Annotated in this window: 19 protein-coding genes and 1 other annotated feature; of the genes, 16 read left to right on the top strand and 3 right to left on the bottom strand. The window is 45.4% G+C overall.

The genetic code is table 11. The annotated features are described in order from the left end of the window. The first annotated feature begins 137 nt into the window (after window positions 1-137). From HFM85_RS15370 to HFM85_RS15295, 16 genes are all read left to right on the top strand, one after another. On the top strand, window positions 138-872 hold the full coding sequence (locus HFM85_RS15370; protein ID WP_173739112.1) for a class I SAM-dependent methyltransferase: 735 nt from the start codon (window positions 138-140) through the stop codon (window positions 870-872). Further along, the gene (locus HFM85_RS16375) at window positions 853-1,944 is read left to right on the top strand and encodes a hypothetical protein (RefSeq protein ID WP_243873907.1); all 1,092 of its coding nucleotides are present in this window, start codon (window positions 853-855) and stop codon (window positions 1,942-1,944) included. Before HFM85_RS15370 ends, HFM85_RS16375 begins: the two co-directional genes overlap by 20 nt. Window positions 1,945-1,948: 4 nt before the next feature. Beyond that, window positions 1,949-2,881 carry a DMT family transporter gene (locus HFM85_RS15360; RefSeq protein ID WP_173739111.1) on the top strand — a complete coding sequence of 311 codons (933 nt, stop codon included), beginning with the start codon at window positions 1,949-1,951 and terminating at the stop codon, window positions 2,879-2,881. A 234-nt stretch (window positions 2,882-3,115) separates the two neighbouring features. Next, on the top strand, window positions 3,116-3,652 hold the full coding sequence (locus tag HFM85_RS15355) for a nitroreductase family protein (protein ID WP_173739110.1): 537 nt from the start codon (window positions 3,116-3,118) through the stop codon (window positions 3,650-3,652). 211 nt (window positions 3,653-3,863) lie between these two features. Continuing rightward, window positions 3,864-4,892: an alpha/beta fold hydrolase gene (locus HFM85_RS15350; protein ID WP_173739109.1), complete on the top strand. Its 1,029-nt coding sequence runs from the start codon at window positions 3,864-3,866 to the stop codon at window positions 4,890-4,892. Between the two features lie 202 nt (window positions 4,893-5,094). Next, a complete protein-coding gene (locus HFM85_RS15345; protein ID WP_173739108.1) occupies window positions 5,095-6,492 on the top strand; it encodes an alanine/glycine:cation symporter family protein in 1,398 nt (465 codons plus the stop codon). A gap of 85 nt (window positions 6,493-6,577) precedes the next feature. Continuing rightward, window positions 6,578-6,824: a binding site (T-box leader), on the top strand. Between the two features lie 85 nt (window positions 6,825-6,909). Further along, entirely contained in the window at window positions 6,910-7,413 is a 504-nt protein-coding gene (locus HFM85_RS15340; RefSeq protein WP_021977442.1) for a TRAP transporter small permease, read from the top strand. Beyond that, on the top strand, window positions 7,414-10,746 hold the full coding sequence (locus tag HFM85_RS15335) for a TRAP transporter large permease subunit (RefSeq protein ID WP_173739107.1): 3,333 nt from the start codon (window positions 7,414-7,416) through the stop codon (window positions 10,744-10,746). Between the two features lie 225 nt (window positions 10,747-10,971). Further along, a complete protein-coding gene (locus HFM85_RS15330; RefSeq protein WP_173739106.1) occupies window positions 10,972-11,904 on the top strand; it encodes a GTP-binding protein in 933 nt (310 codons plus the stop codon). Further along, on the top strand, window positions 11,888-12,907 hold the full coding sequence (locus tag HFM85_RS15325) for a DUF3878 family protein (protein ID WP_173739105.1): 1,020 nt from the start codon (window positions 11,888-11,890) through the stop codon (window positions 12,905-12,907). The genes HFM85_RS15330 and HFM85_RS15325 overlap by 17 nt, the downstream gene beginning before the upstream one ends. 193 nt (window positions 12,908-13,100) lie before the next feature. Further along, on the top strand, window positions 13,101-13,334 hold the full coding sequence (locus HFM85_RS15320; RefSeq protein WP_119239234.1) for a polya polymerase: 234 nt from the start codon (window positions 13,101-13,103) through the stop codon (window positions 13,332-13,334). Window positions 13,335-13,566: 232 nt separating this feature from the next. Then, window positions 13,567-14,784 (top strand): CobW family GTP-binding protein, encoded by a 1,218-nt coding sequence (locus HFM85_RS15315; RefSeq protein WP_173739104.1) that lies wholly within the window; start codon window positions 13,567-13,569, stop codon window positions 14,782-14,784. 97 nt (window positions 14,785-14,881) lie between these two features. Next, a complete protein-coding gene (locus HFM85_RS15310) occupies window positions 14,882-15,832 on the top strand; it encodes a TIGR03943 family putative permease subunit (protein ID WP_173739103.1) in 951 nt (316 codons plus the stop codon). Between the two features lie 81 nt (window positions 15,833-15,913). Continuing rightward, the gene (gene pth / locus HFM85_RS15305) at window positions 15,914-16,492 is read left to right on the top strand and encodes an aminoacyl-tRNA hydrolase (RefSeq protein ID WP_173739102.1); all 579 of its coding nucleotides are present in this window, start codon (window positions 15,914-15,916) and stop codon (window positions 16,490-16,492) included. A gap of 7 nt (window positions 16,493-16,499) precedes the next feature. Beyond that, window positions 16,500-19,826 carry a transcription-repair coupling factor gene (gene mfd, locus HFM85_RS15300; protein WP_173739101.1) on the top strand — a complete coding sequence of 1,109 codons (3,327 nt, stop codon included), beginning with the start codon at window positions 16,500-16,502 and terminating at the stop codon, window positions 19,824-19,826. Window positions 19,827-19,934: 108 nt separating this feature from the next. Further along, window positions 19,935-21,245, top strand: coding sequence for a peptidylprolyl isomerase (locus HFM85_RS15295; protein ID WP_173739100.1), 1,311 nt, complete (start codon window positions 19,935-19,937; stop codon window positions 21,243-21,245). A gap of 131 nt (window positions 21,246-21,376) precedes the next feature. On the opposite strand, the gene HFM85_RS15290 is transcribed toward HFM85_RS15295, so the two are convergent. The 3 genes from HFM85_RS15290 to HFM85_RS15280 form a co-directional block, all read right to left on the bottom strand. Continuing rightward, a complete protein-coding gene (locus HFM85_RS15290; protein ID WP_179976628.1) occupies window positions 21,377-22,174 on the bottom strand; it encodes an HAD family hydrolase in 798 nt (265 codons plus the stop codon). Continuing rightward, window positions 22,167-23,375 carry a DUF4317 domain-containing protein gene (locus HFM85_RS15285; RefSeq protein WP_173739099.1) on the bottom strand — a complete coding sequence of 403 codons (1,209 nt, stop codon included), beginning with the start codon at window positions 23,373-23,375 and terminating at the stop codon, window positions 22,167-22,169. The genes HFM85_RS15290 and HFM85_RS15285 overlap by 8 nt, the downstream gene beginning before the upstream one ends. A gap of 291 nt (window positions 23,376-23,666) precedes the next feature. Next, a complete protein-coding gene (locus tag HFM85_RS15280; RefSeq protein WP_173739098.1) occupies window positions 23,667-24,311 on the bottom strand; it encodes a phosphoribosyltransferase in 645 nt (214 codons plus the stop codon). Window positions 24,312-24,631 lie beyond the last annotated feature (320 nt).

The raw sequence follows: 24,631 nt of genomic DNA, 5'->3' as shown, positions 1-24,631 counted from the left end.
GAATAGTCCCTTATAGGGACAGAGCAAGCCACCCGCTAAGCGGGTGGTCTTGACTTTGAGATGAATTGCAATTTCTTTTGTAAAATTGTAGAATGAAGGGGCTTATGAAAAAGAGTCATGAAAGAGAGAATCGGGAAATGAATGATAAAATCGCAGTCTGTCTTGGAAAGGGCGGACAGAGAGATATGGCGGAAGCCTTTTGCAGGAGGACCGGAGCACAGCTCCAGGATAAGCCGGGAGATTTTCTGACGGTGCAGTTTGATTCCAGGGGCGTTTCGCTGTCCGGTTTCGGGCTGACCTATCAGGGGGATTTTGTGGAGACGATGCTCCACAGAGTTACCAGAGGCAGACTTCAGCATGAAATGCTGGTGAAGGCGGTGAAGTCAGATAAGGAGGGAAGGAAGGCCATCGATGCTACGGCAGGAATGGGTGAGGATGCCTTTCTTCTGGCAGCCCAGGGCTATGAGGTGACGTTGTACGAGCAGAATCCGGTAATCGCAGCCCTTCTTAAAGATGCCATTCGCCGTGCCAAGAAAAATATGGAGCTGAAAGATATTGCCGGTCGTATGAAGGTGATCGAGGGAAACAGTGTAGAAGATATGTCAAAGCTTCTTGATCCTGTAGACGTGATCTATCTGGATCCCATGTTTCCGGCAAGACAGAAATCCAGCCTGATCAACAAGAAACTTCAATTGATCCAGAAGCTGGAACCGCCGTGTTCCGGGGAAAAGGATCTTTTTGATGCAGCTATCATGGCAAATCCGGATAAGATCATCGTTAAGCGTCCGCTGAAAAGTGAATGTCTTGCTGGCCGGGAGCCGTCTTATACATTGAAGGGGAAGGCAATACGATATGACTGCTATGTATTATAAAGTCAGACACTATCAATACAAAAATCGAATCGGAAACCTTAAGGCTGAAGCCGTAGGCGTGGTAAGTGGGGAAAAACATTTCCCTATATTTCCGGGAAATATGATCTTCAAGCCACTGACGAAATCCAAACCATTTTCCACGCCACTGTATGCTTATGCAGAGGTATTCTGGTCAACGATCATTAATGAATATTTCATGCCTGCGCCCAGATATGAACTGGCCATCTGTGAAGGGTATGAGGCAGTAAATGAAAAATATCTTGACTACGGAACGACAGTACCCATGGCCTATAAAGAAGGGAAATCCCTTTTGAATCTGTTGGAATTTTTTCGGAAATATCCGGATGAAAAGGTAGATATAGATAATTATGTAAACTATTGCCGGATGTTTTATGATTACAGAGATATTTTTGAAGCTGATTTTTTTCAGGAGCATCAGGAAATGGCGGAACAGCTTGCCATGCAGGTACTGATCTCTGTCCTGAAGGGAGACCAGAATTATCATTATGAAAATGTAGCATTTCTCTGTGATAAAGATGGCGGGATCATAAGTCTTGCACCTATGATCGATCATGAATTTTCTACGTATTTTATGTTTCCGGACGATATTTCCCGTCATGTATACTGGCTGATGGAATTAAGCAAATCCATCCGCGGATGGGAAGTCCGGCCTGGGGAATATGATAATTTCAAAGATTCGGAAGAACGGAAACTAATGGAAAAAAGTGCCACCTGTATTCATAAAAATCTCCTCTATATAAAAGAACATTATCCGCAGACAACGGAAGAATTTCTGGATAAAGCAGAAAAGCTGAAAACAGCATTGACGGAAGCTTCAGAGGATTTTCTGATCCAGGGAAATACGGAATATCCGGACTGTGCGGATTCCAGTGCCTGGCTGATCGGAAAAGCCCGATACAAGGATAAAGATGAAGAGAAAGCCAGCGCTTATGAGGCAGAATTATGCGGAAAGGGGAAAAAGATTGATTTCCGGGACGTAAGTATCAGTGCAATAAATGAAATAAAAGCTGTGATCAGTCAGATGGAAGAAGTTTTGAGAAAGAGAGAATAAACAAATGGAACAAACAAAAACAATATTAAAAAAAACCTGGGTGGTGGCAGCGCTTGCCTGCGTCTGCTGTCTCCTCTGGGGGAGTGCGATCCCGCTGATCAAGACAGGATACCGTCTGATGCAGATGGATCCAGCAGATACGGCAAGTCAGATCGTTTTTGCAGGAGTGCGTTTTGCACTGGCAGGAATCCTTGTACTGATCTTTGCATCTTTGCGTGAGCGCAAGGTTCTGCTTCCGGATCGAACTGTTCTGAAATATGCGGTGCCGGTATGTATGGCTCAGACGGTATGTCAGTATTTCTTCTTTTATATAGGTGTGGCACATACCTCCGGTGTAAAAGGCGCTATTATCACAGGTCTTGGGAATTTTATTGCGATCCTGCTGTCCTGCCTTGTTTTTCACAAGGAAAAAATGACCGGGCGAAAGATGCTTGGCTGCATCCTCGGTTTTGCCGGCGTGGTCGTGATCAATCTCATGGGAAATTCTCTGGATGCAGGTTTTAGGCTTACAGGAGAAGGATTTATTCTGATCGCGCAGTTTTCTTATGGAATGTCCACGGTGCTGATCAATATTTTTTCCAGAAAGGTATCTCCGGTGGTACTCAGCGGAACGCAGTTCACCATGGGCGGGATCATTCTGTTCCTGATCGGAAAAGGGATGGGAGGACATCTCGGAGTGGTAAATGCCGCCGGTATCGGGATCATCTTTTATCTGGCAATGGTGTCTGCAGTGGCTTATACACTGTGGTCAGTGCTGCTTGCCTGGAATGATGTATCCAGGGTAGCGATCTTTGGTTTTGTAAATCCTTTGTTCAGTGTGATCCTGTCTGCACTGGTTCTGGGAGAGGTACGTCAGGCATTTAACCTGGGAAGCCTGATCGCGCTGTTCCTTGTCTGCGTGGGAATTTATGTGGTAAATCAAAAAAAATCTTCATAAGTGGTATTGCAGTTATTGTTCCCAGGCAATATTTTTTGAAGCGTGTTGCTGAGAACGGAGTGAACAGTAACGGTCGCAGAATGAACAGTAACGATGCGGAGTTCTGAAAATTGATTTCAATACGGCATTGTGTTAAAATAGCTCCATAAAAAGTGTGAACATAAAAATACGTGCCGGAATAACAGCAGAATCCGGAAGCAGATTCTGTACCGGACAGATAAGGAGGAAAAAAATATGGAATTTCAGAAACTGATCGAAGAGAGAAGAACCATCCGTAAATACAGCCCGGAGGGCAGGATCACAAAGGAGGATCTTCTTGCAGTGATCCGTGCCGCTCAGGAAGCACCCAGCTGGAAGAACTCCCAGACCGGGAGATATTACTGTGTAATGTCCGAAGAAATGGTGGAGAAGGTCAGCAGAGAATGTCTGCCGGAAATGAACCAGGCAAAAGCAGAGAATGCCTCTCTGATCGTTACAACCTTTGTACATAGCCATTCCGGCTTTCAGAAAGACGGCACACCGGATAACGAGCTTGGAAACGGCTGGGGCTGCTATGATCTGGGACTTCAGAACGAGAATCTGATCCTGAAGGCAAAGGAGCTTGGATACGGAACCCTGATCATGGGACTTCGCGCCGGAGATAAGCTCCGTGAGCTCCTTTCCATTCCGGAAACAGAGACTGTAGTGGCAGTGATCGCCATCGGAAAAGCAGCCGAAGAGCCTGCAAGACCGAAACGTAAAGCTGTGGAAGATATTGTGAGATTTTATTAAATAACAGAAATAACAGGAGAAATGCCCGGTACATATCAAAATGTCCGGGCATTTTTTAACAGAAATTAAAGAGCAAAATGGTCTGAAAAGGATTGCCTGAAGGAATGAATTCTGTTATCCTGTAAGAAAACAGCTGTAACAACATGGAAGGATTTTGGAAAGCAGAGTTTGGGAGAAAAAAAGCAATACAGTAGGGAGGTTTTTAACCAATATGCAGATCATACATGAAAATGAATACGAAGAAACCATGAAAAATATCGTAACGCCATATCTTCTGTCACACAGAAGGGAACTTTATGTACCAGGTGCGGATTATCCGTTTCGTAACGAAAGCAAACGGATCACAGGTAAGATCCATATGCTGCAGTATCTGTCTGATATTGATATGCCTAAAGGTGTGGTAGTCATCAGCCACGGGTTCACAGAATCAGCGGTGAAATATGATGAAGTGGCCTATTATTTTCTTAAGGAAGGATATCACGTATATATTCCGGAGCATTGTGGTCATGGCCGCAGCTATCGTCTTACCGCAGATCCGTCTCTGGTCCACATCGATACATGGAGAAGATATATCCGGGATTTTTTGAAAGCATGCCGCTACATAAAGAAAGCACATCCGGGTCTGTCACTTGATTTGTATGCACATTCCATGGGCGGCGCCATCGGTGGCATTGCTGCAGCCTGGGAGCCGGACTGGTTTCACAAGGTGATCCTTTCTTCTCCGATGATCCGTCCTCTTACAGATAATGTTCCGTGGCCGGCGGCTACCGGCATAGCACTGGAGAAATGTATTCTCGGAAAAGAGGAGGAATATGTTGCCGGCCGAAAGCCTTACGATGGCAGTGGTTCTTTTGAGACAAGCTCCGCAACATCAAAACCAAGATACGAGAGATACAAAAATCTCCGCGCAGAACATAAGGAGCTCCAGACCTGGTCTCCATCCTACGGCTGGCTCTGGGCTTCTGCGGAAATGAGCTGGTATCTGCGCCTATACGGATGGAAAAAATATACGGCACCAATGCTGCTCATCCAGGCTCAGACCGAAGATCTGGTATCTGTCCGTGCCCTGAAAAATTTTGCCGGAAAGATCAATCGTCAGGGAAAAACGACCTGTGATTATATCCATATGATCGGAACCAAGCATGAGATCTATGGAAGCAGAGGTAAAATACTGGAGAAATACTGGGGATATATATTTACATTCCTGGACGATACGGAAAATGATACTGACCACAGATAAGTATTTTTACTACAGGTGTATCACATATTTGACAACAGGATTGGCAGCTTTTATTTACTTTCTTTCTTTATCATAGTAAAATTATAAAGCTTTTCTCTTATACATTCGACAGAAAATGTGATATAATCTAACGAATCATCTTTTTTGTACAGACAAACGTACAATTCAAAAAGATAAAATTAAATAAGGGAAGGATTATAGAATGTTATCTGTTATTGAATCAGTGAATGCTGCCGTAAACAATTTTATCTGGGGCGTTCCTGCGATGATCTGTATTATTGGTGTAGGTCTTTATTTAAGTATCCGCACGAATTTTCTCCAGATCCGGAAATTCCCCTATGCAATCAAGGTCACTATCGGACGTATGCTTCGGAAAAGAGAAGCTTCCGATGGAAGTCTGACACCGTTTCAGGCTGTTTGTACCGCATTGGCTGCTACCGTGGGAACCGGAAATATTGCAGGTGTGGCAGGCGCCATTGCCATCGGAGGACCGGGTGCCGTGTTCTGGATGTGGGTTTCCGCACTTCTTGGAATGTGTACGAAGTTTTCCGAGGTTACACTCGCTGTACATTTCCGCGAAACCAATGCCAACGGAGATCTGGTTGGAGGACCAATGTATTACATTAAGAATGGTCTTAAGAAACACTGGCACTGGCTGGCGTATCTGTTTTCCGCTTTCGGTGTGCTTACTGTTTTTGGAACCGGAAATGCAACTCAGGTTAATACCATCACAACTGCTATTGACTCTGCACTGATCAATTACAACGTGATCACTGCGGACAATACTTCCACGGTAAACCTTGTTATGGGGATCGTCCTTGCGATCCTTGTGGCAATGATCCTGCTTGGCGGAATCAAAAGGATCGGCCAGGTTACAGAAAAGCTGGTACCGTTTATGGCGCTGTTTTACATTATTCTTGCCATCGGCGTAGTTATCATCAACTGGAAAAATGTTCCGGGTGTTTTCGGCTCTATTGTCAGCGGTGCATTTAATCCGGCATCTGTAACAGGTGGTGCAGTAGGAAGCTTTTTCATGAGCATGAAAAAAGGTGTTTCCAGAGGTATTTTTTCCAATGAGGCAGGTCTTGGTACCGGTTCCATCGCACATGCCTGTGCAGACACCAGAAAACCTGTAAAACAGGGATTCTTCGGAATTTTCGAGGTGTTTACAGATACCATCGTGATCTGTACGCTGACCGCACTTGTTATCCTCTGCAGCGGGGTGCCGGTTGGTTATGGCGCAGCAGCAGGAGCAGAGCTTACCATCAGCGGCTTTACCAGTACATACGGAAACTGGGTTTCCATATTTACAGCAGTTGCCATGTGCTGCTTCGCATTTTCCACTATCATTGGATGGGGACTTTACGGAGCCAGATGTGCGGAGTTTCTTTTTAAGGAAAAAGCTATCAGGCCTTTTATGGTGCTGTACTCTCTGGTAGCGATCATCGGCGCAACTGTTGATCTCGGACTTCTCTGGAGTATTGCTGAGACCTTCAACGGTCTTATGGCGATCCCCAACCTGATCGCAGTATTCCTGCTTTCCGGTGTGGTTGTAAAGCTTGTGAAGGAGTACTTTGCCGGAGAAGGAAAGAACGCCTGAAGGAGTTTTTGAAAAAAAACTTGACTATCAAAACAAACAGAGTTAGAATTTGTTTAGCTCATTAAAGAGTTAACACATAACAAAAGTAAATTCCATGAAGGGAATCAGTAGAGACAGAGGAACCGTCTTCAGAGAGCTGTGACTGGTGTGATGCAGCGTCGGAACTGCCTTGAATATCATCCCTGAGAAGGAAAGCCGAAAGTTTTCGATAAGTAAGTAGGTTTTCACGGGTGCTTCCCGTTACAGAAGTCGCGTATGCCGGTACGTTGCAGAATCGTGCTTGTTTCAATGGAGAAACAGGGTGGTTGCGGAATTTTATATCCGTCCCTGAAAGGGGACGGATTTTTTTTATCCAAAAATATTTAAACCACGGGGTAAGGATCTGAAACCGGAAAAATATACAAAAGGGGAAAGAGTATGAAAGTGTACAAAAAACTCATGAACGCACTTGCAGCAGTAGAAAAAATCGTACTGGTTATTTCCACACTGCTGATCCTTGTGCTGACTGTGGGAAATGTATTTTCCCGTAAGGTCATCCATCGCTCATGGTCTTTTACAGAAGAGCTTGTTGTAGCGGTGTTTGTTCTCATTACACTTCTGGCAGCAGCACTTGCCTGTCGTGAAAAGGGAGGACTGGTAAGTCTGACACTGTTTACGGACCGTCTTCCGAAAAAGCTGGAAAAACCATCTGTGATCCTGATTACGGTTCTCAGCATTGTTTTTTCCGCAATCCTGTTTAAATACGGAATGGACAAAGTTCTCACACAGCTTGCAAACGGTAAGAGAACTTTCGTACTGAACTGGCCGGAGTGGATCTTCTGGTCCTTCGTGCCGATCGGAGCAGGCTGCATGATCCTTCATTTTATTGAGTACTGCCTGGACTTCTGCCTGAAAAAAGATGATGAAAAGGAGGACAAATAAATGATCAGTGCAATCTTATTTATCTCCTTCTTTATTTTCCTGATCCTGGGACTTCCCATTGCGATCTGCTTAGGTTTGTCATCTGTATGTGCCATCCTTTATTCCGGCACATCTCTGACGATCGTAGCTACAAACATGTACTCAGGAATCAGTAAATTCCTGCTTCTTGCCATCCCGTTCTTCGTTCTGTCCGGAAATATTATGGCAAAAGCTGGTATTTCCAAACGACTGATCAACTTTGTAGATACCTGCGTAGGACATAAAAAGGGTGGTATCGCCATTGTATGTGTTATCGTAGCCTGCTTCTTCGGAGCGATTTCCGGTTCCGGTCCTGCAACTGTTGCGGCACTTGGAGCAGTTCTGATCCCGGCTATGGTTGAGCAGGGCGGTTTCTCCGCACCGTTTTCCACGGCATTGATGGCAACCTCCAGTTCCATCGCCATTGTCATACCGCCGAGTATCGCATTCGTTGTATACGCTTCCATCACAGGTGTATCTATTGCAGATATGTTTATGGCTGGTATCGTTCCGGGACTTCTGATGGGTGTTGCTCTTGTGATCATCGTTATGATCGAGGCAAAGAAACATAACATTCAGCCATCCCGTGAAAAAGCTTCCGCAAAAGAGCGCTGGGATACATTTAAAGATGCATTCTGGGGATTCCTGATGCCGGTTATCATCCTCGGAGGAATTTACGGCGGTATCTTTACACCAACTGAGGCTGCAGCCGTATCTGTTGTTTACGGTCTGTTTGTTGGTATGGTGATCTACCGTGAGGTTAAGCTCAAAGATCTGTTTGACATTCTTGTGGATTCTGCAAAGACAACCGGTGGAATCATGCTGATCGTAGCGAGTGCTTCCCTGTTCTCTTTTGTATGTACCAAGTTTGGTATTGCAAATGCGGCATCTGAGCTTCTTGCCGGCATTGCACATAATCAGTTTACCTTCCTTCTGATCGTAAACATCATTTTCCTGATCGCAGGATGCTTCATTGATGCAAACTCTGCGATGTACATTTTTGTACCGATCATGCTTCCGGTATGTAAGGCTCTGGGCTATGATGTGGTAGCATTCGGTGTTATGGCAACAGTTAACCTTGCGATCGGACAGGTAACACCTCCGGTAGGTGTAAATCTTTTCGTTGCCATCAGTATCAAGATCAAAAAAGGTCTGGAGGTTACTCTTCAGCAGATCTCCAGAGCAGTTATGCCGATGATCGCTGCATCCGTTGCAGTTCTTCTGATCATCACTTATATTCCGGCTGTTTCCACAGCTCTTCCGAAGGCGCTTGCAAAAGAGGGCTCCTATACAGGAGACCAGTCCTCTGACACAGGAAACCAGAGCTCCAAGGATGCAGGGGACGGAAGCGATTCCTTTAATACCATCGCTGATTACAGTGATCTTGACTGGCCGGAGATGACATGGAATTTCGCATGCTCTACAACTGAGACAAGTACCTGGGCTGACGGAGGACGTAAGTTTGGTGAGCTTATGGAAAAAGCAACCGGCGGAAAAGTCAAGGTTAATATTTACGCAGCAGACCAGCTGACAAACGGAAACCAGTCCGAGGGAATCCAGGCACTGATGAACGGAGATCCGGTACAGATCTCCATGCATTCCAATCTGATCTACTCTGCATTTGACCCGAGATTTAATGTAGTATCCCTGCCGTTTATCTATGATTCCTACGATGACGCAGATGCAAAATTTGATGGTGAGGCCGGAGAGAAACTGAAAGAAATTCTTGGCGAGTACGGACTTCACTGTATGGGAATCGCAGAGAACGGTTTCCGTGAGCTGACAAACAGCAAGAATGAAGTAAAAACAGTAGAGGACATGAAGAACCTGAAGGTTCGTGTGGCCGGTTCCAACCTTCTTATGGAATGCTATAAGAGATGGGGCGCAGATGCCACAAACATGAACTGGTCCGAGACCTACACAGCACTTCAGCAGAACACTGTAGAGGGTGAGGAGAACCCGTTACCTGCCATCGATGCAGCCAGCGTACAGGAGGTACAGCCGTACTGCTCCATGTGGGATGCAATCTATGACTGTCTGTTCTTCTGCATCAATCAGGATATTTATGACAGCCTGACACCGGAACAGCAGCAGGTTGTTGATGAGGCAGGTCAGAAGGCTGTTGAGTATGAGCGTTATATCAACCGTTCCGGCGATGAGGAGATCATGAGTCGCTGGGAGAAGAGCAACGGTGTGACCTTTACAAAGAAAGAGGATATGGATATCGATTCCTTCAAAAAAGCAGTAGACGGAATTGACGATTGGTTTGTAAAGGAGCTTAAGAGTGAAGGCTATGACGATGCACAGGATCTTGTAGATCTGTTTACAGAGGATTCTGTAGATACAGTGGAGGATTACAGTGATCTGAACTGGCCTGAGACAACCTGGAACTTTGCATGCTCTACAACAGAGACAAGCACCTGGGCTGATGGAGGACGTAAGTTCGGTGAGCTTATGGAAAAAGCAACCGGCGGAAAAGTCAAAGTCAATATTTACGCAGCGGATCAGCTGACAAACGGAAATCAGTCCGAGGGAATCCAGGCACTGATGAACGGAGATCCGGTACAGATCTCCATGCATTCCAATCTGATCTACTCTGCATTTGACCCGAGATTTAATGTAGTATCCCTGCCGTTCATCTATGATTCCTATGATGATGCAGATGCGAAGTTTGACGGCGAGGCCGGAGACAAGCTGAAGGAGATCCTTAACGGCTACGGACTCCACTGCATGGGTATTGCAGAGAACGGATTCCGTGAGCTGACAAACAGCAAACATGAAGTAAAAACAGTGGACGATATGAAGAACCTGAAAGTTCGTGTGGCCGGTTCCAACCTTCTTATGGAGTGCTATAAGAGATGGGGCGCAGATGCCACAAACATGAACTGGTCCGAGACCTACACAGCACTTCAGCAGAATACCGTAGAGGGCGAGGAGAATCCGTTACCTGCTATCGATGCAGCCAGTGTACAGGAGGTACAGCCGTACTGCTCTATGTGGGATGCTATTTATGACTGTCTGTTCTTCTGTATCAACCAGGATGTCTACGATGCACTGACACCGGAACAGCAGGCTGTTGTTGATGAGTGCGGTCAGAAAGCTGTAGAGTATGAGCGTTATATCAACCGTTCCAGTGATGATGAGATCAAAGCACGCTGGGCCAAGAAGAATGGTGTAACATTTACAGAGAAAGACGACATGGATATCGATTCCTTCAAAAAAGCAGTAGACGGAGTAGATGAGTGGTTCGTTAAGGAACTGAAAGATCAGGGATATGATGACGGCCAGGATCTTGTAGACTTGTTTACAAAGTAATCTTCATACATGATCATAAAAGAATAAAATAGCCGGAAAGAGGCAGTTCTGAGAGAATTTTTCAGGACCGCCTCTTTTCTTTGCGGAAAAAAGATTATATACTGATAGCAGTCCGGCGTTTGTCGGACGGGAGATTATTGAATATGCCCGGAACATGAGTAAAGCATATATTCACATTTTATTTTACTGTATGCTCCGGAGAGCTGATAAAGTAAAGGAAGAAATATGATAAAGATCGATCTGATAACCGGATTTCTCGGATCCGGGAAGACAACATTTATAAAAAAATATGCCTCTTATCTTCTGAAAAAAGGCATGAACATCGGTATCCTGGAAAATGATTTCGGGGCAGTGAATGTGGATATGATGCTGCTTCAGGATCTGATGGGAGACAACTGTGAGCTGGAGATGGTTTCCGGTGGCTGTGACGCGGACTGTCACAGACGTCGCTTTAAGACAAAACTGATCGCCATGGGAATGTGCGGTTATGACCGTGTTATTGTAGAACCATCCGGAATCTTTGATGTGGATGAGTTTTTTGATGCCCTTCATGAAGAACCACTGGATAAATGGTATGAGATCGGAAATGTGATCGCCATTGTAGATGCAAAGCTGGCAGAGGATTTTTCAGCGGAAGCGGATTATCTTCTGGCTTCTGAGGTGGCAGATGCAGGCTGTGTACTTCTGAGCAGAAGTCAGGAGGCTACGGAGGAAGAAATTCAAAGTACAAAAGAACATCTCAATCGTGCACTTGGTCAGATCCAGTGTAAGCGCCACCTGAACAGTGAAATTCTGGATGGAAACTGGAATGATCTTACAGATACAGATCTGGAGAAGATTCTGGATTGCGGATACGTAGCGGAAGATTATGTAAAGGAATCCTATGCAGAAGGCGGTGGATTTGATTCCCTGTTTTTTATGAATGTGCATAAGAGTGAAGCAGAGCTTCAGAAAACTGCGGAAAAAATCCTGAATGATCCATCCTGCGGAGCTGTTTTTCGTGTAAAAGGTTTTCTAAAAAAAGAGGACGGACAGTGGCTGGAGCTCAATGCCACCCGTCATGAGATCAGCATCCGGCCAACGAAACTTGGTCAGGAGATTATGATCGTCATCGGTGAAAAACTGAACAAAGAGGTAATTGATGGATACTGGAAATAATATTACGGGAAAAACAGCGCCGGAGAGATATGTTTCCGGGAAGTCTTTTGAGGAGCTGCCTGATGCGTTCCGGAAGCTGGCAGAGCTGCTTGGTGAGGATCAGTTTGAGCTGGTTGCGATAAATGAAAATTATGTATGTGACGGGGAGATACGTCTTGTATATCTCATGAATGACGCAGTGGAAAGTTTTCTCGTTTTCGGAAATGCCCGCATGACTGGTGTATACAAGCCGGATTACGAGGGGGAGATTCTGGCAGACTTAAGTCGGCAGGGAAAGGAATATATTCTGGTTGTGCATCAGGAGGATACAGTAGTTACCCTGTTTTTTGAAACCCTTACCCTGGAAAAGCATCTCTACGATTACAGTCAGATCGGACATTTCTGGGTGGAAGGTTATGAATATTTACGCCAGCTGGAATACAGACTGGCTATTCTTCGGGATAAATATGATTATATTGGTGGAGACAGCTGCAATGCCCTGGAAGAAAAACTGGCTGCACTTGTGGAATTTCCGCCGTTGAATTACTGTTGTTATCCTGCAGTATCTGAGCAATATATCGTACCGAGGGAAAATCCGTGGATCCCTTCGGAAAAAGCATTTAAAGTAATAGAAGAAGTGACTGTGAAAGCCGGGGACAGATCGTTTGGAAGATGGCTTGGTATTTATCGGAGATTTCCATTTAAGTGGGTGGCCAGACGACTGGCTGTGATGCTTCATAAGACCAGACATATCCGGATAACAGAGTGTCTTCTGGAAGAACTTGGCAAAGCATCCGGGGGATATGGAAACCGGTCTTTTGGAAAAAAAGCAGATGGGCAGCTGAAGGTCCTGACAGAGAAAGCCAGAGCAAAGCAGACAGAACTGAAGGTCAAAGGTATAAAATCTCAGATTTTAAGAGAAGAACCGTTTACTATTGCCAGAGATTCCATCGGATTTAAGGTATATCTTATGAAATGGCAGAAAGGCAGAAAAGACTGCACTGTTGAAATAGAAGAAATGTGACGAAATATGCAGGGATTCTCCCTGAATATCTGTGAAGTGTTTTTGCTCGGCGGGGATTGCTTTTTTAAAAACACTGGGGTATAATTTAGCAGAACGGATTAAGAATAAAAAATCCGGTTTTACTGTGAATTGGAACATCAGACTCTTCGAAATAAGAAGGGTGGGTCTGACTATCAGGAAAGGAGAATTTCAAATGAAAGTAACACATATTACAGATATCGATGAATTTTTTAAGGTAATTGACAGCTGCAAGGGCAGAGTAGAGCTTGTAACGGGAGAGGGAGACAGACTGAATCTGAAGTCCAAACTTTCCCAGTATGTATCTCTTGCAAACATCTTTTCCGGCGGCGAGATTCCGGAGCTTGAGATCGTTGCAGCAGAGAAAGAAGACATTGATAAACTTATGAGTTTCATGATCAATGGCTGATAGATGAACGCGGATTGAGAATATTCGCCTGACTTCCGGGGATGTGAGCTTTTCACATCCCTGTATTAATCTGAGTGTAAAACAGAATATGAATGTCTGTTTCACAAAATGGATATAATGACAGCAGAGGCAGGAAAAGATAAATCTCTCTGCCATCATGGTCATAACAGGATACAACCAGGGGGTATGAACGCTTCCTGGTCAAACTACGTTAAAAGGAGTGTATATAAAAATGGTAAAAATTGATATTATCTCCGGTTTCCTTGGTGCCGGAAAAACAACTCTGATCAAAAAACTTCTGAAAGACGGATTTAACGGTGAGCAGGTTGTACTGATCGAGAACGAGTTTGGTGAGATCGGTATTGACGGCGGTTTCCTGAAAGAGGCGGGAATCCAGATCCGTGAGATGAACTCCGGATGTATCTGCTGCTCTCTTGTCGGTGATTTCGGAACTTCCCTGAAAGAAGTTGTTACCAAATACAATCCGGACAGAATCCTTATCGAGCCATCAGGAGTTGGTAAACTTTCTGACGTTATCAAGGCTGTACAGGGTGTTCAGGATGAAGTTGATATTAAACTGAACAGCTATACTACTGTTGTTGATGCCAAGAAATGCAAAATGTACATGAAGAACTTCGGTGAGTTTTTTGACAACCAGATCCAGTACGCAGGTGCTATTATCATGAGCCGTACTGATATTGCAACAGAGAAGAAAGTTCAGGAGTCTCTGGAGCTTCTGCGCAGCCTGAACAAAGATGCTGCTATCATCACAACTCCGATCGAGAACCTTGACGGAAAGAAACTGGTAGAGGTTATGGAGCATCCGATATCTCTGGAGCAGGAGATGCTTGAGGAAGAGCACGAGCATCATCACCATCATCATGACGGAGAGTGTTGCTGTGGCCATGACCATGATCATGACGATCATGAGCATCATCATCATGACCATGATGAAGAGTGCTGCGGACACGACCATGATCATGATCATGAGGAGCACGAGCATCATCACCATCATGACCATGACGAAGAGTGCTGCGGACACGACCACGATCATGAGGAGCACCATCACCACGATCATGACGGAGAGTGTGGCTGTGGACACGACCATGAGCATCACCATCACCACGGCGGAGAGTGCGGCTGCGGCCATGACCATCACCATCATCATGCAGATGAAGTCTTCACAAGCTGGGGCCGTGAGACAATTAAGAAATATACACGTGAGGGACTTGAGAAGATCCTTGAGGCACTTTCCGAGTCTGATAAATACGGTATCATTCTCCGTGCAAAAGGAATGCTTCCTGCAGAGGACGGAACATGGATCTATTTTGATATGGTTCCGGAAGAAACAGAGATCCGTGAGGGAGCACCGGAGTATACAGGCCGTCTGTGCGTGATCGGCTCCAAACTGGATGAGCATGCACTGGAAGAGCTTTTCGGAATCGCATAAAAAAGCGGTGATTACAATATTTTTTTCAGAATTATAGATTACAGAAAGGAAACAGGTACTGTACATTAAATGAGACAGTACCTGACAGGATAAATTTATGGAAGAGACCAGAGTCCCCATTTATCTGATCACAGGTTTTCTGGAAAGCGGCAAGACTTCTTTCCTGAACTTTACCCTGCAGCAGGATTATTTCCAGATCGATGGAAAAACACTTCTTATTCTCTGCGAAGAGGGAGAAGAGGAGTACGATGCAGAGGCGCTGAAACAGCACAACACCGACGTGGAGATCATTGAGAGTGAAGAAGATCTTACACCGGAGAGACTTGTAGCAATGGAGATCCTGTATCAGCCGGATCGAGTGATTATTGAGTACAATGGCATGTGGCTGGTAAGCAGGTTTGAGGAGATGGAGAAGCCGGAAGGCTGGGCTGTAGAGCAGCACATTACCTGTGTGGATGCAAGCACATTCCAGGTTTACATGGCAAATATGAAGTCTCTTTTTATGGATATGGTCCGAAATGCAGATATGGTTATCTTTAACCGCTGTGAGGAGGATGATCCGCTGCCATCTTACAGAAGAAGCATCAAGGTTGTGAATCAGCGTGCGGAGATCATCTTTGAGGATGAAGAAGGCGAGCTGGGAGATCTTTTTGAGGACGAGATGCCGTTTGATATTGATGCACCGGTGATAGACATTCTTCCGGAGGATTATGGTATCTGGTTCGTAGATTCCATGGATCACCCGGACCGCTATGTCGGAAAAACAGTTCATTTTAAGGCACGTGCCCTGAAGCCACGCGGAATGGGAAGCAAATTCTTTGTTCCGGGAAGAACAGCCATGACATGCTGTGCAGACGATACTACATTCCTCGGCTACATCTGCAAGAGTGCTTTTGCCCCGAAGATCACAGAAGGACAGTGGGTAGATGTTACCGCGAAGGTTGCTTTTGAGAAGAGAATGGAATATCAGGGAGAAGGCATCGTGCTTTATGCAGAGCATGTGGAAATATGTGAGCCCCTTGCTGATGAGATGGTATATTTCAACTGATACAGACAGAGAATCTGTATGCTTTCGGGCAAAAATGAAAGCTGAGAGTTGAAACAAGAAAGTTACATCTAAGGAGAATTTATGTATTTAATTGCAGGTTTGGGAAATCCGGGAAAGCAGTATGAAGCTACCCGTCATAACATGGGATTTGATACCGTCGATTGTCTTGTTGAGACGCATAATGTGCCTCAGGGCGGCGTAAAATTTAATGCCATGTATGGAAAAGGTATCATCGGCGGTGAAAAAGCGATCCTGATGAAACCGCTTTCCTATATGAATTTAAGCGGTGGTCCGATCCAGGAAATGTCCAGCTATTTTAAGATCGATCCGGAGACAGAGCTGATCGTCATTTACGATGATATTGATCTGGAGCCGGGACAGCTTCGCATCCGTAAAAAAGGAAGTGCTGGCGGTCATAACGGTATCAAGGATATTATCCGCCGTCTTGGAACTGAAAAATTTATCCGTATCCGTGTCGGGGTCGGTGCGAAGCCGAAAGACTGGGATCTGGCAGATTTTGTGCTGGGTCATTTTTCGGACAGTGACCGCAAGCTTGTGGATGAAGGAATCCGTGATGCAGCAGAAGCCGTAGAACTGATCCTGTCCGAGGGCGTGGATGTGGCGATGAATAAGTATAACAGAAAAAAGCCTAAGAATTGAGGTTTGTATGGAAGCATTTTTGCAGCCTCTGCAGGGTCTTGCAGAGTTTGAAGAAATAAAAAAGCGCTGTAGCGTAAATCGCGGAATCCTCAATATTTCAGGATGTATGGAGTCCCAGAAAGTCCATCTGATGTATGGTCTTTCCGGGCTTTTTCCATGTCATCTGATCCTTGCAGATGATGAACGAAGTGCAAAAGAGATCTATGAGGATTACCGTTTCTATGACAAAAATGTATATTTTTATCCGGCAAAGGATCTGCTGTTTTTTCAGGCAGATATTCACGGGAATTTGCTGATCCGCCAGCGTATGCGTGTGATCCGCGCACTTCTGGAGCAGGAGGAAGTCACAGTTGTCACCAGTATAGATGGATGTATGGATTTTCTTATGCCTCTGGAAAAAATCCGCAGCAGTCTTCTTCATTTTAAGAGTGACAGTGTGATCGATCTTGAAAAACTGAAAGCTGATCTGGTGGAGCTTGGATATGAGCGTGTTGGCCAGGTGGAGCTTCCGGGACAGTTTTCGGTCCGCGGAGGAATCATTGATATCTATCCGCTGACAGAAGAAAATCCGTGGCGTATTGAGCTGTGGGATGATGAGATTGATTCCATTCGAAGCTTTGATGCTGAGAGCCAGAGATCCCTGGAAAATGCAGATGAGATCACCATTTATCCGGCTGTGGAGAAAAACGACGGTAAGGATATGGTATCTTTTCTGGATTATTTTCCGGAGGAAAAAACTTTGCTGTTTCTGGATGAGCCAAACCATCTGGCTGAGAATGGCGAGGGTGTGGAGGAGGAGTATCGCCAGAGCCGTATGCACAGGGAAGAAAAAGGTGAAGCTAATCTTCCGGAGCAGTGGCTCTGCGGTTTTCAGGAAGTTCAGAAAAAACTGAACAAACGGAACTGCGTTGCAGTGTCTTCCCTTTCACCAAGACGTTCCGGCTGGAAATTTACCGATGAATTTGATCTTACTGTGAAATCTGTAGATTCCTATAACAACAGCTTTGAACTTCTGGTAAAAGATCTTCTACAGTATAAAAGCCAGGGCTACCGGATTGCGCTGCTTTCCGGTTCCAGGACAAGGGCAGAGCGTCTGGCAAAGGATCTCTCAGAGGAAGGGCTGAATGCTTTTTACAGCCAGGATTACAGCCGTATCATCAATCCCGGTGAGATCATGGTTGTTTATGGTCATGCAAGACGTGGATTCCAGTATCCGCTGATCAAATTCGCGGTGATGACAGAGACAGATATTTTTGGCAAAGAGCAGAAGAAGCGCAAAAAAAAGAAAAAGTACAGCGGCAACCGTATTCAGGATTTTGCGGAGCTTTCTATTGGAGATCTTGTTGTCCATGAGAAACATGGGCTTGGAATTTACCGTGGTATCGAAAAAGTAGAGGTTGACCGTGTTGTTAAGGACTATATCAAGATTGAATATCGCGGTGGCAGCAATCTTTATATTCTGGCAACCCAGCTGGATGCCCTGCAGAAATACTCCGGTTCTTCCGATAATGCGAAGACACCGAAGCTGAACAAGCTGGGCGGGCAGGAGTGGAACAAGACCAAGAGTCGTGTCAAAGGAGCTGTCAAAAATATTGCAAAAGAGCTGGTGGAGCTTTACGCTGTCCGCCAGGAAAAAGAGGGTTATGTCTGTGGCCCTGATACTGTATGGCAGAGAGAGTTTGAGGAAATGTTCCCTTACGAGGAGACAGAGGATCAGCTGGCAGCGATCGAGGACACCAAGCGGGATATGGAAAGCACAAAGATCATGGACCGCCTTGTGTGCGGTGATGTTGGCTACGGCAAAACAGAGGTTGCCCTGCGAGCAGCTTTTAAGGCTGTGCAGGAGAGCCGTCAGGTTGTTTATCTTGTACCTACTACGATTCTTGCCCAGCAGCATTACAATACCTTTGTACAGCGTATGAAGGAGTTTCCTGTGAAGGTAGATCTTCTCTGCCGTTTCCGTACGTCTGCCCAGCAGAAAAAAACTATCGAGGGTATCAGAAAAGGCCAGGTGGATATTGTGATCGGTACACACAGAGTTCTTTCCAAGGATGTGGAATTCAAGAATCTGGGACTTCTGATCATTGATGAGGAGCAGCGTTTCGGTGTGACTCATAAAGAGAAGATCAAGCAGATGAAAAAAGATGTGGATGTGCTGACTCTGACTGCCACTCCGATCCCGCGTACGCTTCATATGAGTCTGATCGGTATCCGTGACATGAGTGTTCTGGAAGAACCACCTATGGATCGTGTGCCCATCCAGACTTATGTTATGGAGTATGATGAGGAGACTGTCCGGGAGGCCATCCGCAGGGAGCTTCGCCGTGGCGGCCAGGTCTACTATGTATACAACCGTGTTAATGATATTGCCGAGGTAGCTCTTCGCATATCCAAACTTGTGCCGGAAGCTAGGGTGGATTTTGCCCACGGGCAGATGAGCCAGCGGGAGCTGGAACAGGTAATGTATGATTTTATCAATGGTGATGTGGATGTGCTGGTTTCAACAACGATCATTGAGACGGGACTGGATATCTCCAATGTAAACACCATGATCATCCATGATTCTGACAGATACGGCCTTTCCCAGCTTTATCAGCTGCGCGGACGTGTGGGACGTTCCAACAGAACTGCGTATGCGTTTCTGATGTATACGAAAAACAAGATGCTCCAGGAAACAGCGGAGAAACGTCTCAGTGCCATGAGAGAATATTCTGACCTTGGAAGCGGCTTTAAGATCGCAATGAAGGATCTGGAGCTCCGCGGTGCGGGAAATCTTCTCGGGGCGCAGCAGCACGGACATATGAATGCGGTGGGCTATGATCTTTACTGCAAGATGCTCAGTGAGGCTGTTAAGGAGGCCAAGGGAATCCAGACCATGGATGATTTTGAGACGACCATTGATCTGAATATTGATGCTTTTATCCCGGATTCCTACATCAGTAATGAGTTCCAGAAGCTGGATATCTACAAGCGTATTGCAGGTATCGAAAGTCAGCAGGAATACGATGATATGCTGGAAGAGCTGATCGATCGCTTTGGTGAGCCTGGAAAAGCAGTTCTGAACCTTCTTGCCATTGCAAGACTGAAAGCACTTGCACATCAGGGTTATGTGACAGAGATCAAGCAGCTTGGAAAAGATGTGCGGATCACGCTTTATGAAAAAGCAAAGCTTGATCCTGTGGGAATCCCGGCAATCATGGCTCAGTACAGAAGAGGGCTGCAGTTTAAGGCAGACCAGGAGCCAAAGTTTATCCTGACTCCACAGGGACGACTGATCGAAGAATTGATGAAATTTGCAGGAGAGCTTGCGAAACTGGCAGAGCCACTGGAATAAAGAGTCATTAGAAATTCCTTGCTCTTGTGGGTAAAAACGTTTATAATCAAATATTATGGAATAAATGCCGGACAGTTGTTTTTATGGACGGGATAGATGGAGGAAGAAATGAAAAATTCAGCAAAAAAAGCGGCAGTTACAGTTCTTGTCTGTGTTACAGCGGCAGGAATGATGACTGGCTGCGGAAATAAAAAACTTGATGGCACCAAAACAGCAGTGACTGTCAATAAACAGGAGATCCCTCTTGGAGTTGTAAGTCTTGCGGCACGTATGCAGCAGGCACAGGCTGAGGCTATGTATAAGATGTACCTTGGTGGTGGAGATGACATGTCTATCTGGAGTACCAAGATGGGTGATGATTCTGATGAGACTTACGGTGGGAATGCAGTGACAACAACTGTTGAGTCTATTGAGAAGATGTGCCTGGAGAAAGAGCGTGCTTCTGAGTATGATGTGGAGATCACAGATGATGAGCAGAAAGCCCTTGAGGAAGCTGCGAAGAACTTTATTGCAGCCAACAGTGAGGAGACTATTGCAGAGCTTGCTGTTGATGAGGATATGGTAAAGACTTTCCTGGAGCTTGAGACATACGATGTGAAGATGAAGGAGGCTATTGAGGCTACTGCAGACATCAAGCTGGATGAGAAAGAATATCAGCAGATGGCTTTCAGCTATGCAAGTGTAAGAGTCAGCGGAGATAATCTTACAGATGATGATATTAAGACAAATAAGGAGAATATCCAGAAGTTCTTTGACAAAGTAAAAGAGGATCCTACAGCAGATTTCAGCACACTTGGTGATGAGATCTCTACAGATATGACAGCTACTTCCGGTACCTGCCCGACTTACAAAGAGGGAGATGACAGTGCGGCAAACGGAGATGCTTATCCGGACGATGTACGTAATGCTCTCCGTAAACTGGAAGAGGGAGAACTCAATTCAGAGATCATCAAGACAGATTCCATCTGGTATGTAGTAAGACTGGATTCCAAGGATGATGAGAATGCAACTGACAGCAAGAAAGAATCTCTGACAAGCACCAAGAAGGATGATTTTTACAACGATACAACAGATGGCTGGGTAAAGAAAGCAGATATCAAAGAAGAGTCTAAGCTGATCAAGAAGATTAAGATCACAGATAATCACAGCTTTACGATCCAGACTCCAACTCCTACACCGGATCCTGATGCAACAGCAACACCGGAGGCTGAGGATACAGCAGATTCCACGGAAGCAGATGTAACAGAAACACCGGAGGCTACAGAGACACCGGCAGCGGACACAACTGAGGAAGCTGAAGCAACTGAAACACCAGCGGCTGAGGACGCAGAGAAAGACAGCACAGATGCAGCTGAGGATGAGTCTGCAGACGAGAATGCTGAGGCAGAGGCAACAGCAACACCGGAAGCTGAGAAATAAGTAATAGAATATAAAGTATATACGAAGATAATATGCAGAACGGTCAGTGTACGATTTATAGTACACTGACCGTTTTTGTAAATATGCTTTAAATGATTAAGTTCACGAACAAAATATCAATATTTGTCTGCTTAAATCAGGCTCAGATGCTCCAGCGCGTTGTAAATACCATCTTTGTCTACAGCACTTGTCTGGTAAGTACAGTCTTTCTCAATTCCGCCGTAGGAATTTCCCATGGCAACACTGACTCCGGCTGCTTTTAGCATGGGGAGATCGTTGGGACTGTCTCCGAATGCATAGCTGTTTTCTTTTGGAATAGAGAAACGTTCAAGAAGAAATTCCATTCCGGTAGCTTTGCTGTTTCCCTTCTGAGTTACTTCCCAGATGCCATCTCCATGGTCAAAATAAGTGTAATGGTCGTTGCAGAAGCTGCGGAATTTTTCTATATCGGAATCTGGAAGCATGTGCACCAGAAACTTGTCATAGGAGTAAGTGCAGGCATCTTCACGGCTGAATTTGGTGATATCAACCATAGGAATTTCTTTACGCATTTTTGCCCCGAATTCAGACTGGGCAGGGGATGCCCCGTCAAACAGGATCGCAGTGTTGGATTCAAACAGTGCCTCGATCCTGCATTTACGGAGAAGGTCTACGGTTTCCTTACACAGCAGATTTGGAACTGTGCGGAAGTAGAGCAGCTTATTATCCATGTAGATGTGTGTGCCGCAGCCGTATACATAGCCATCAAATGGAAGGTCTGCGATTTCCGGTGGCATCATGGCTTTGGTACGGCCGGTGTTGATGAAAAGGAGATGCCCGTTTTCGTGAGCTTTGGTGAGGGCAAGTTTTGTGCTTTCAGGAACCTTGAACGGGTGTGGGGTGAGCAGCGTGCCGTCTATGTCAAAGAATAAGATTTTTTTATTATTCATAATGGTCTCCTTGTTCTTCTTCGTTATCACTGACAGGAAGAAGTTCCTCCTGGGTACTATCTGTATTGTCAGATAGGTTTAGGGCACTTACACGGATGCCGTTAAGTTCTACCTCGCTTTCCATAGGGATGACCAGGCATTTGCGTCCGTCAATGATGCGGGTTTCTACCAGGTCTGCACGGTCTGGTGCTACGTGGATCACAACGTCAGGGGTTTTAATCTCGAATTTTCGGGTGTTGGTGATGTTGGAGGCTACCAGGGAAGATTTTTCTCCTGCAGCCAGTTCATACTGTTCATCAAAGTTCTGAAGCTTGTCGTCTTCCACGCCGCATTCTTCAAAGAGGCGTTTCACTTCGGATTTAGTGAGAACAACTGGTTCCGGTTCATCCTTCTGGGATTCGATGAGATCGTTAAGTTTCTCGTGGATCTCAAGGACTGTGTCATATGCGCAGTCATCACCAAGGGTTTCTTCTACCAGGGCGTTGAAGGAGTCACGCTGGTTTCCGGCAGAAAGCGGTGTGGTGCAGCCAAAAACTTCATCCATCATTGTGGAGCGGAGTTCTTCAGCATTTTTTGTGTAGTAGAGCATACCGTGAATATCTGTACTGCGGTCATTGAACTGTGGGAAAAGAAATCCCCAGTCAGGCATTTCTACCAGCCAGTCGCGGATACGGTCTTCGATATTGTTGGTCTCTGCGTTATAGTGAAGGCCTGCCTTGGAGAGCTTTACAGGGCAGATGCTGCAGAGGATGTGGTCGTAGATCTCATCGGATGCATCGAACATTTCGGCTCCGTCGGAGGATTTGCCCGGGATATCGTAGACTGCATGAATGAGAATGATGTAATAGTTTTCGCCGTAGTCGTAGTTCTCGATGATCTTATCGTAGAAGGCTTCTGTAAGGGCATCGTCTGTGAGCTGGCTTTTACGGAGTTTCATAAGGAAGTTCTGGGTTCCGCCTTCGGCTTCCTGTTCCAGGGGGAATTCCATGTTGATGAGATTCTTGCCAACTGTGCCTGTGAGAGTTTTGCGGAAGATGTCAAAGTATTTGAACATTTCTTCCTCTGATAAGGAGAGGAAAGCTTCTTTGAGTTCGGTTTTTTTGTTTTTTTCTCCGTCTACATAACAGCCGCAGATACGTGTGATCGAGCAGCGGTCGGGGGTGAACTGTTTCTTGATTTCTGCGATTTCTTTTTTGTTCATGTGTGGTTTACCTCGGATTTTTGGTTGAATGCATATCGGGGAACGATTGCATTTAGGATCATGTAACAGAGCGGAATGTGGATATCCGTTTTCTGTGGTTTCAGTTAGTTCTGATTATTATAGCACAGGTGTTTGGTTGGGGCAAGGTGGACGGAAGGGTGATGGGCCATAGGTGTTGCGCTGGATGACAGGAATTCTGAGAGGAGGAGTTGAGTGAGGTGAAAAGGAAGCCCTTGTGGTGAGACAGGGCTTCCTTTTAGGTGGTTGTTTTAGAGTTTTGATATGATGGTATTACAGCATAGAATATCCATAACTGCTGACAATGGCATCGATCTTCTGACGGTTTTTGCACATTGGGCAGCTGTCGGAGCGATATGAGTGGTAGTCTGGGATGTCTCTGGACTGGAAGATGGAGTGTACAGGGAGAGAGGCTACGCTGTCTACGCTGCTGTAGATGGCTGCTACACCGCGGATCTTGCCGCCGTAGTATAAAACGCTTTCGATGGCGCGGTTTAATGTGGAGCCGGTGGTGATGGATCCGTTGAGGATCAGGATGTTCTTGCCGTTGATCATTGGTTCGTAGTTGTCGCGGAAGATCATCTGTCCGGTGCTGTTGAATTCCGGAGTGATAACGTAGATGGTCTGATGGGCGTTCATGGAGAGCACGCCGGCTTTGGTCAGTTCTTCGGCGAGATAGGCTCCTACTACTTCCAGTCCGTCCATGCAGACGATGGTATCTACTGGTATGGATGCTTCGTAATTGGCAGCCAGAGAAGAGGCAATGCGCCGTGCTTCTGAGCATCTGGATTTCATGGTTGTGAGATCCAGATAATGTGTAATATGGGACTGGGAAGTTACGAAATGTCCCGGTATCATTTTCAGCTGAATCTGGTTGTCACTGCGTGCGTAAATTTTTATGATTTTGTCCTGATCCATAATAAAACCCTCCTGTCATGATCTTGTTTAGCGTGGTTGTTCAGAAAAAATCTCCTGAAGGATTACGAAACAGATTTTTTTAATGTGCATATTATACCATTAATTTCAAATAAATGGAACAATATACTGCAAAATATACAAAAAAATATTATGAAATACAACTGAGTTTGTTAAAAAATACCCGATATTATGAATCGTTTAACAATATTTAACAGAGTTAGGAGATGAGCGATAAGTAGTAAGAAATTTGCCTGGATTAGAATATAGTCAAGACCACCCGCTTAGCGGGTGGCTTGCTCTGTCCCTATAAGGGACTATTC

Origin of the sequence: Blautia schinkii (assembly GCF_013304825.1) — a bacterium.
GTDB classification, from domain to species: domain Bacteria; phylum Bacillota; class Clostridia; order Lachnospirales; family Lachnospiraceae; genus Blautia_A; species Blautia_A schinkii_B.
The sequence above is the reverse complement of the archived record's forward strand: the minus strand, read 5'-3'. Positions and strand labels throughout refer to the sequence as shown.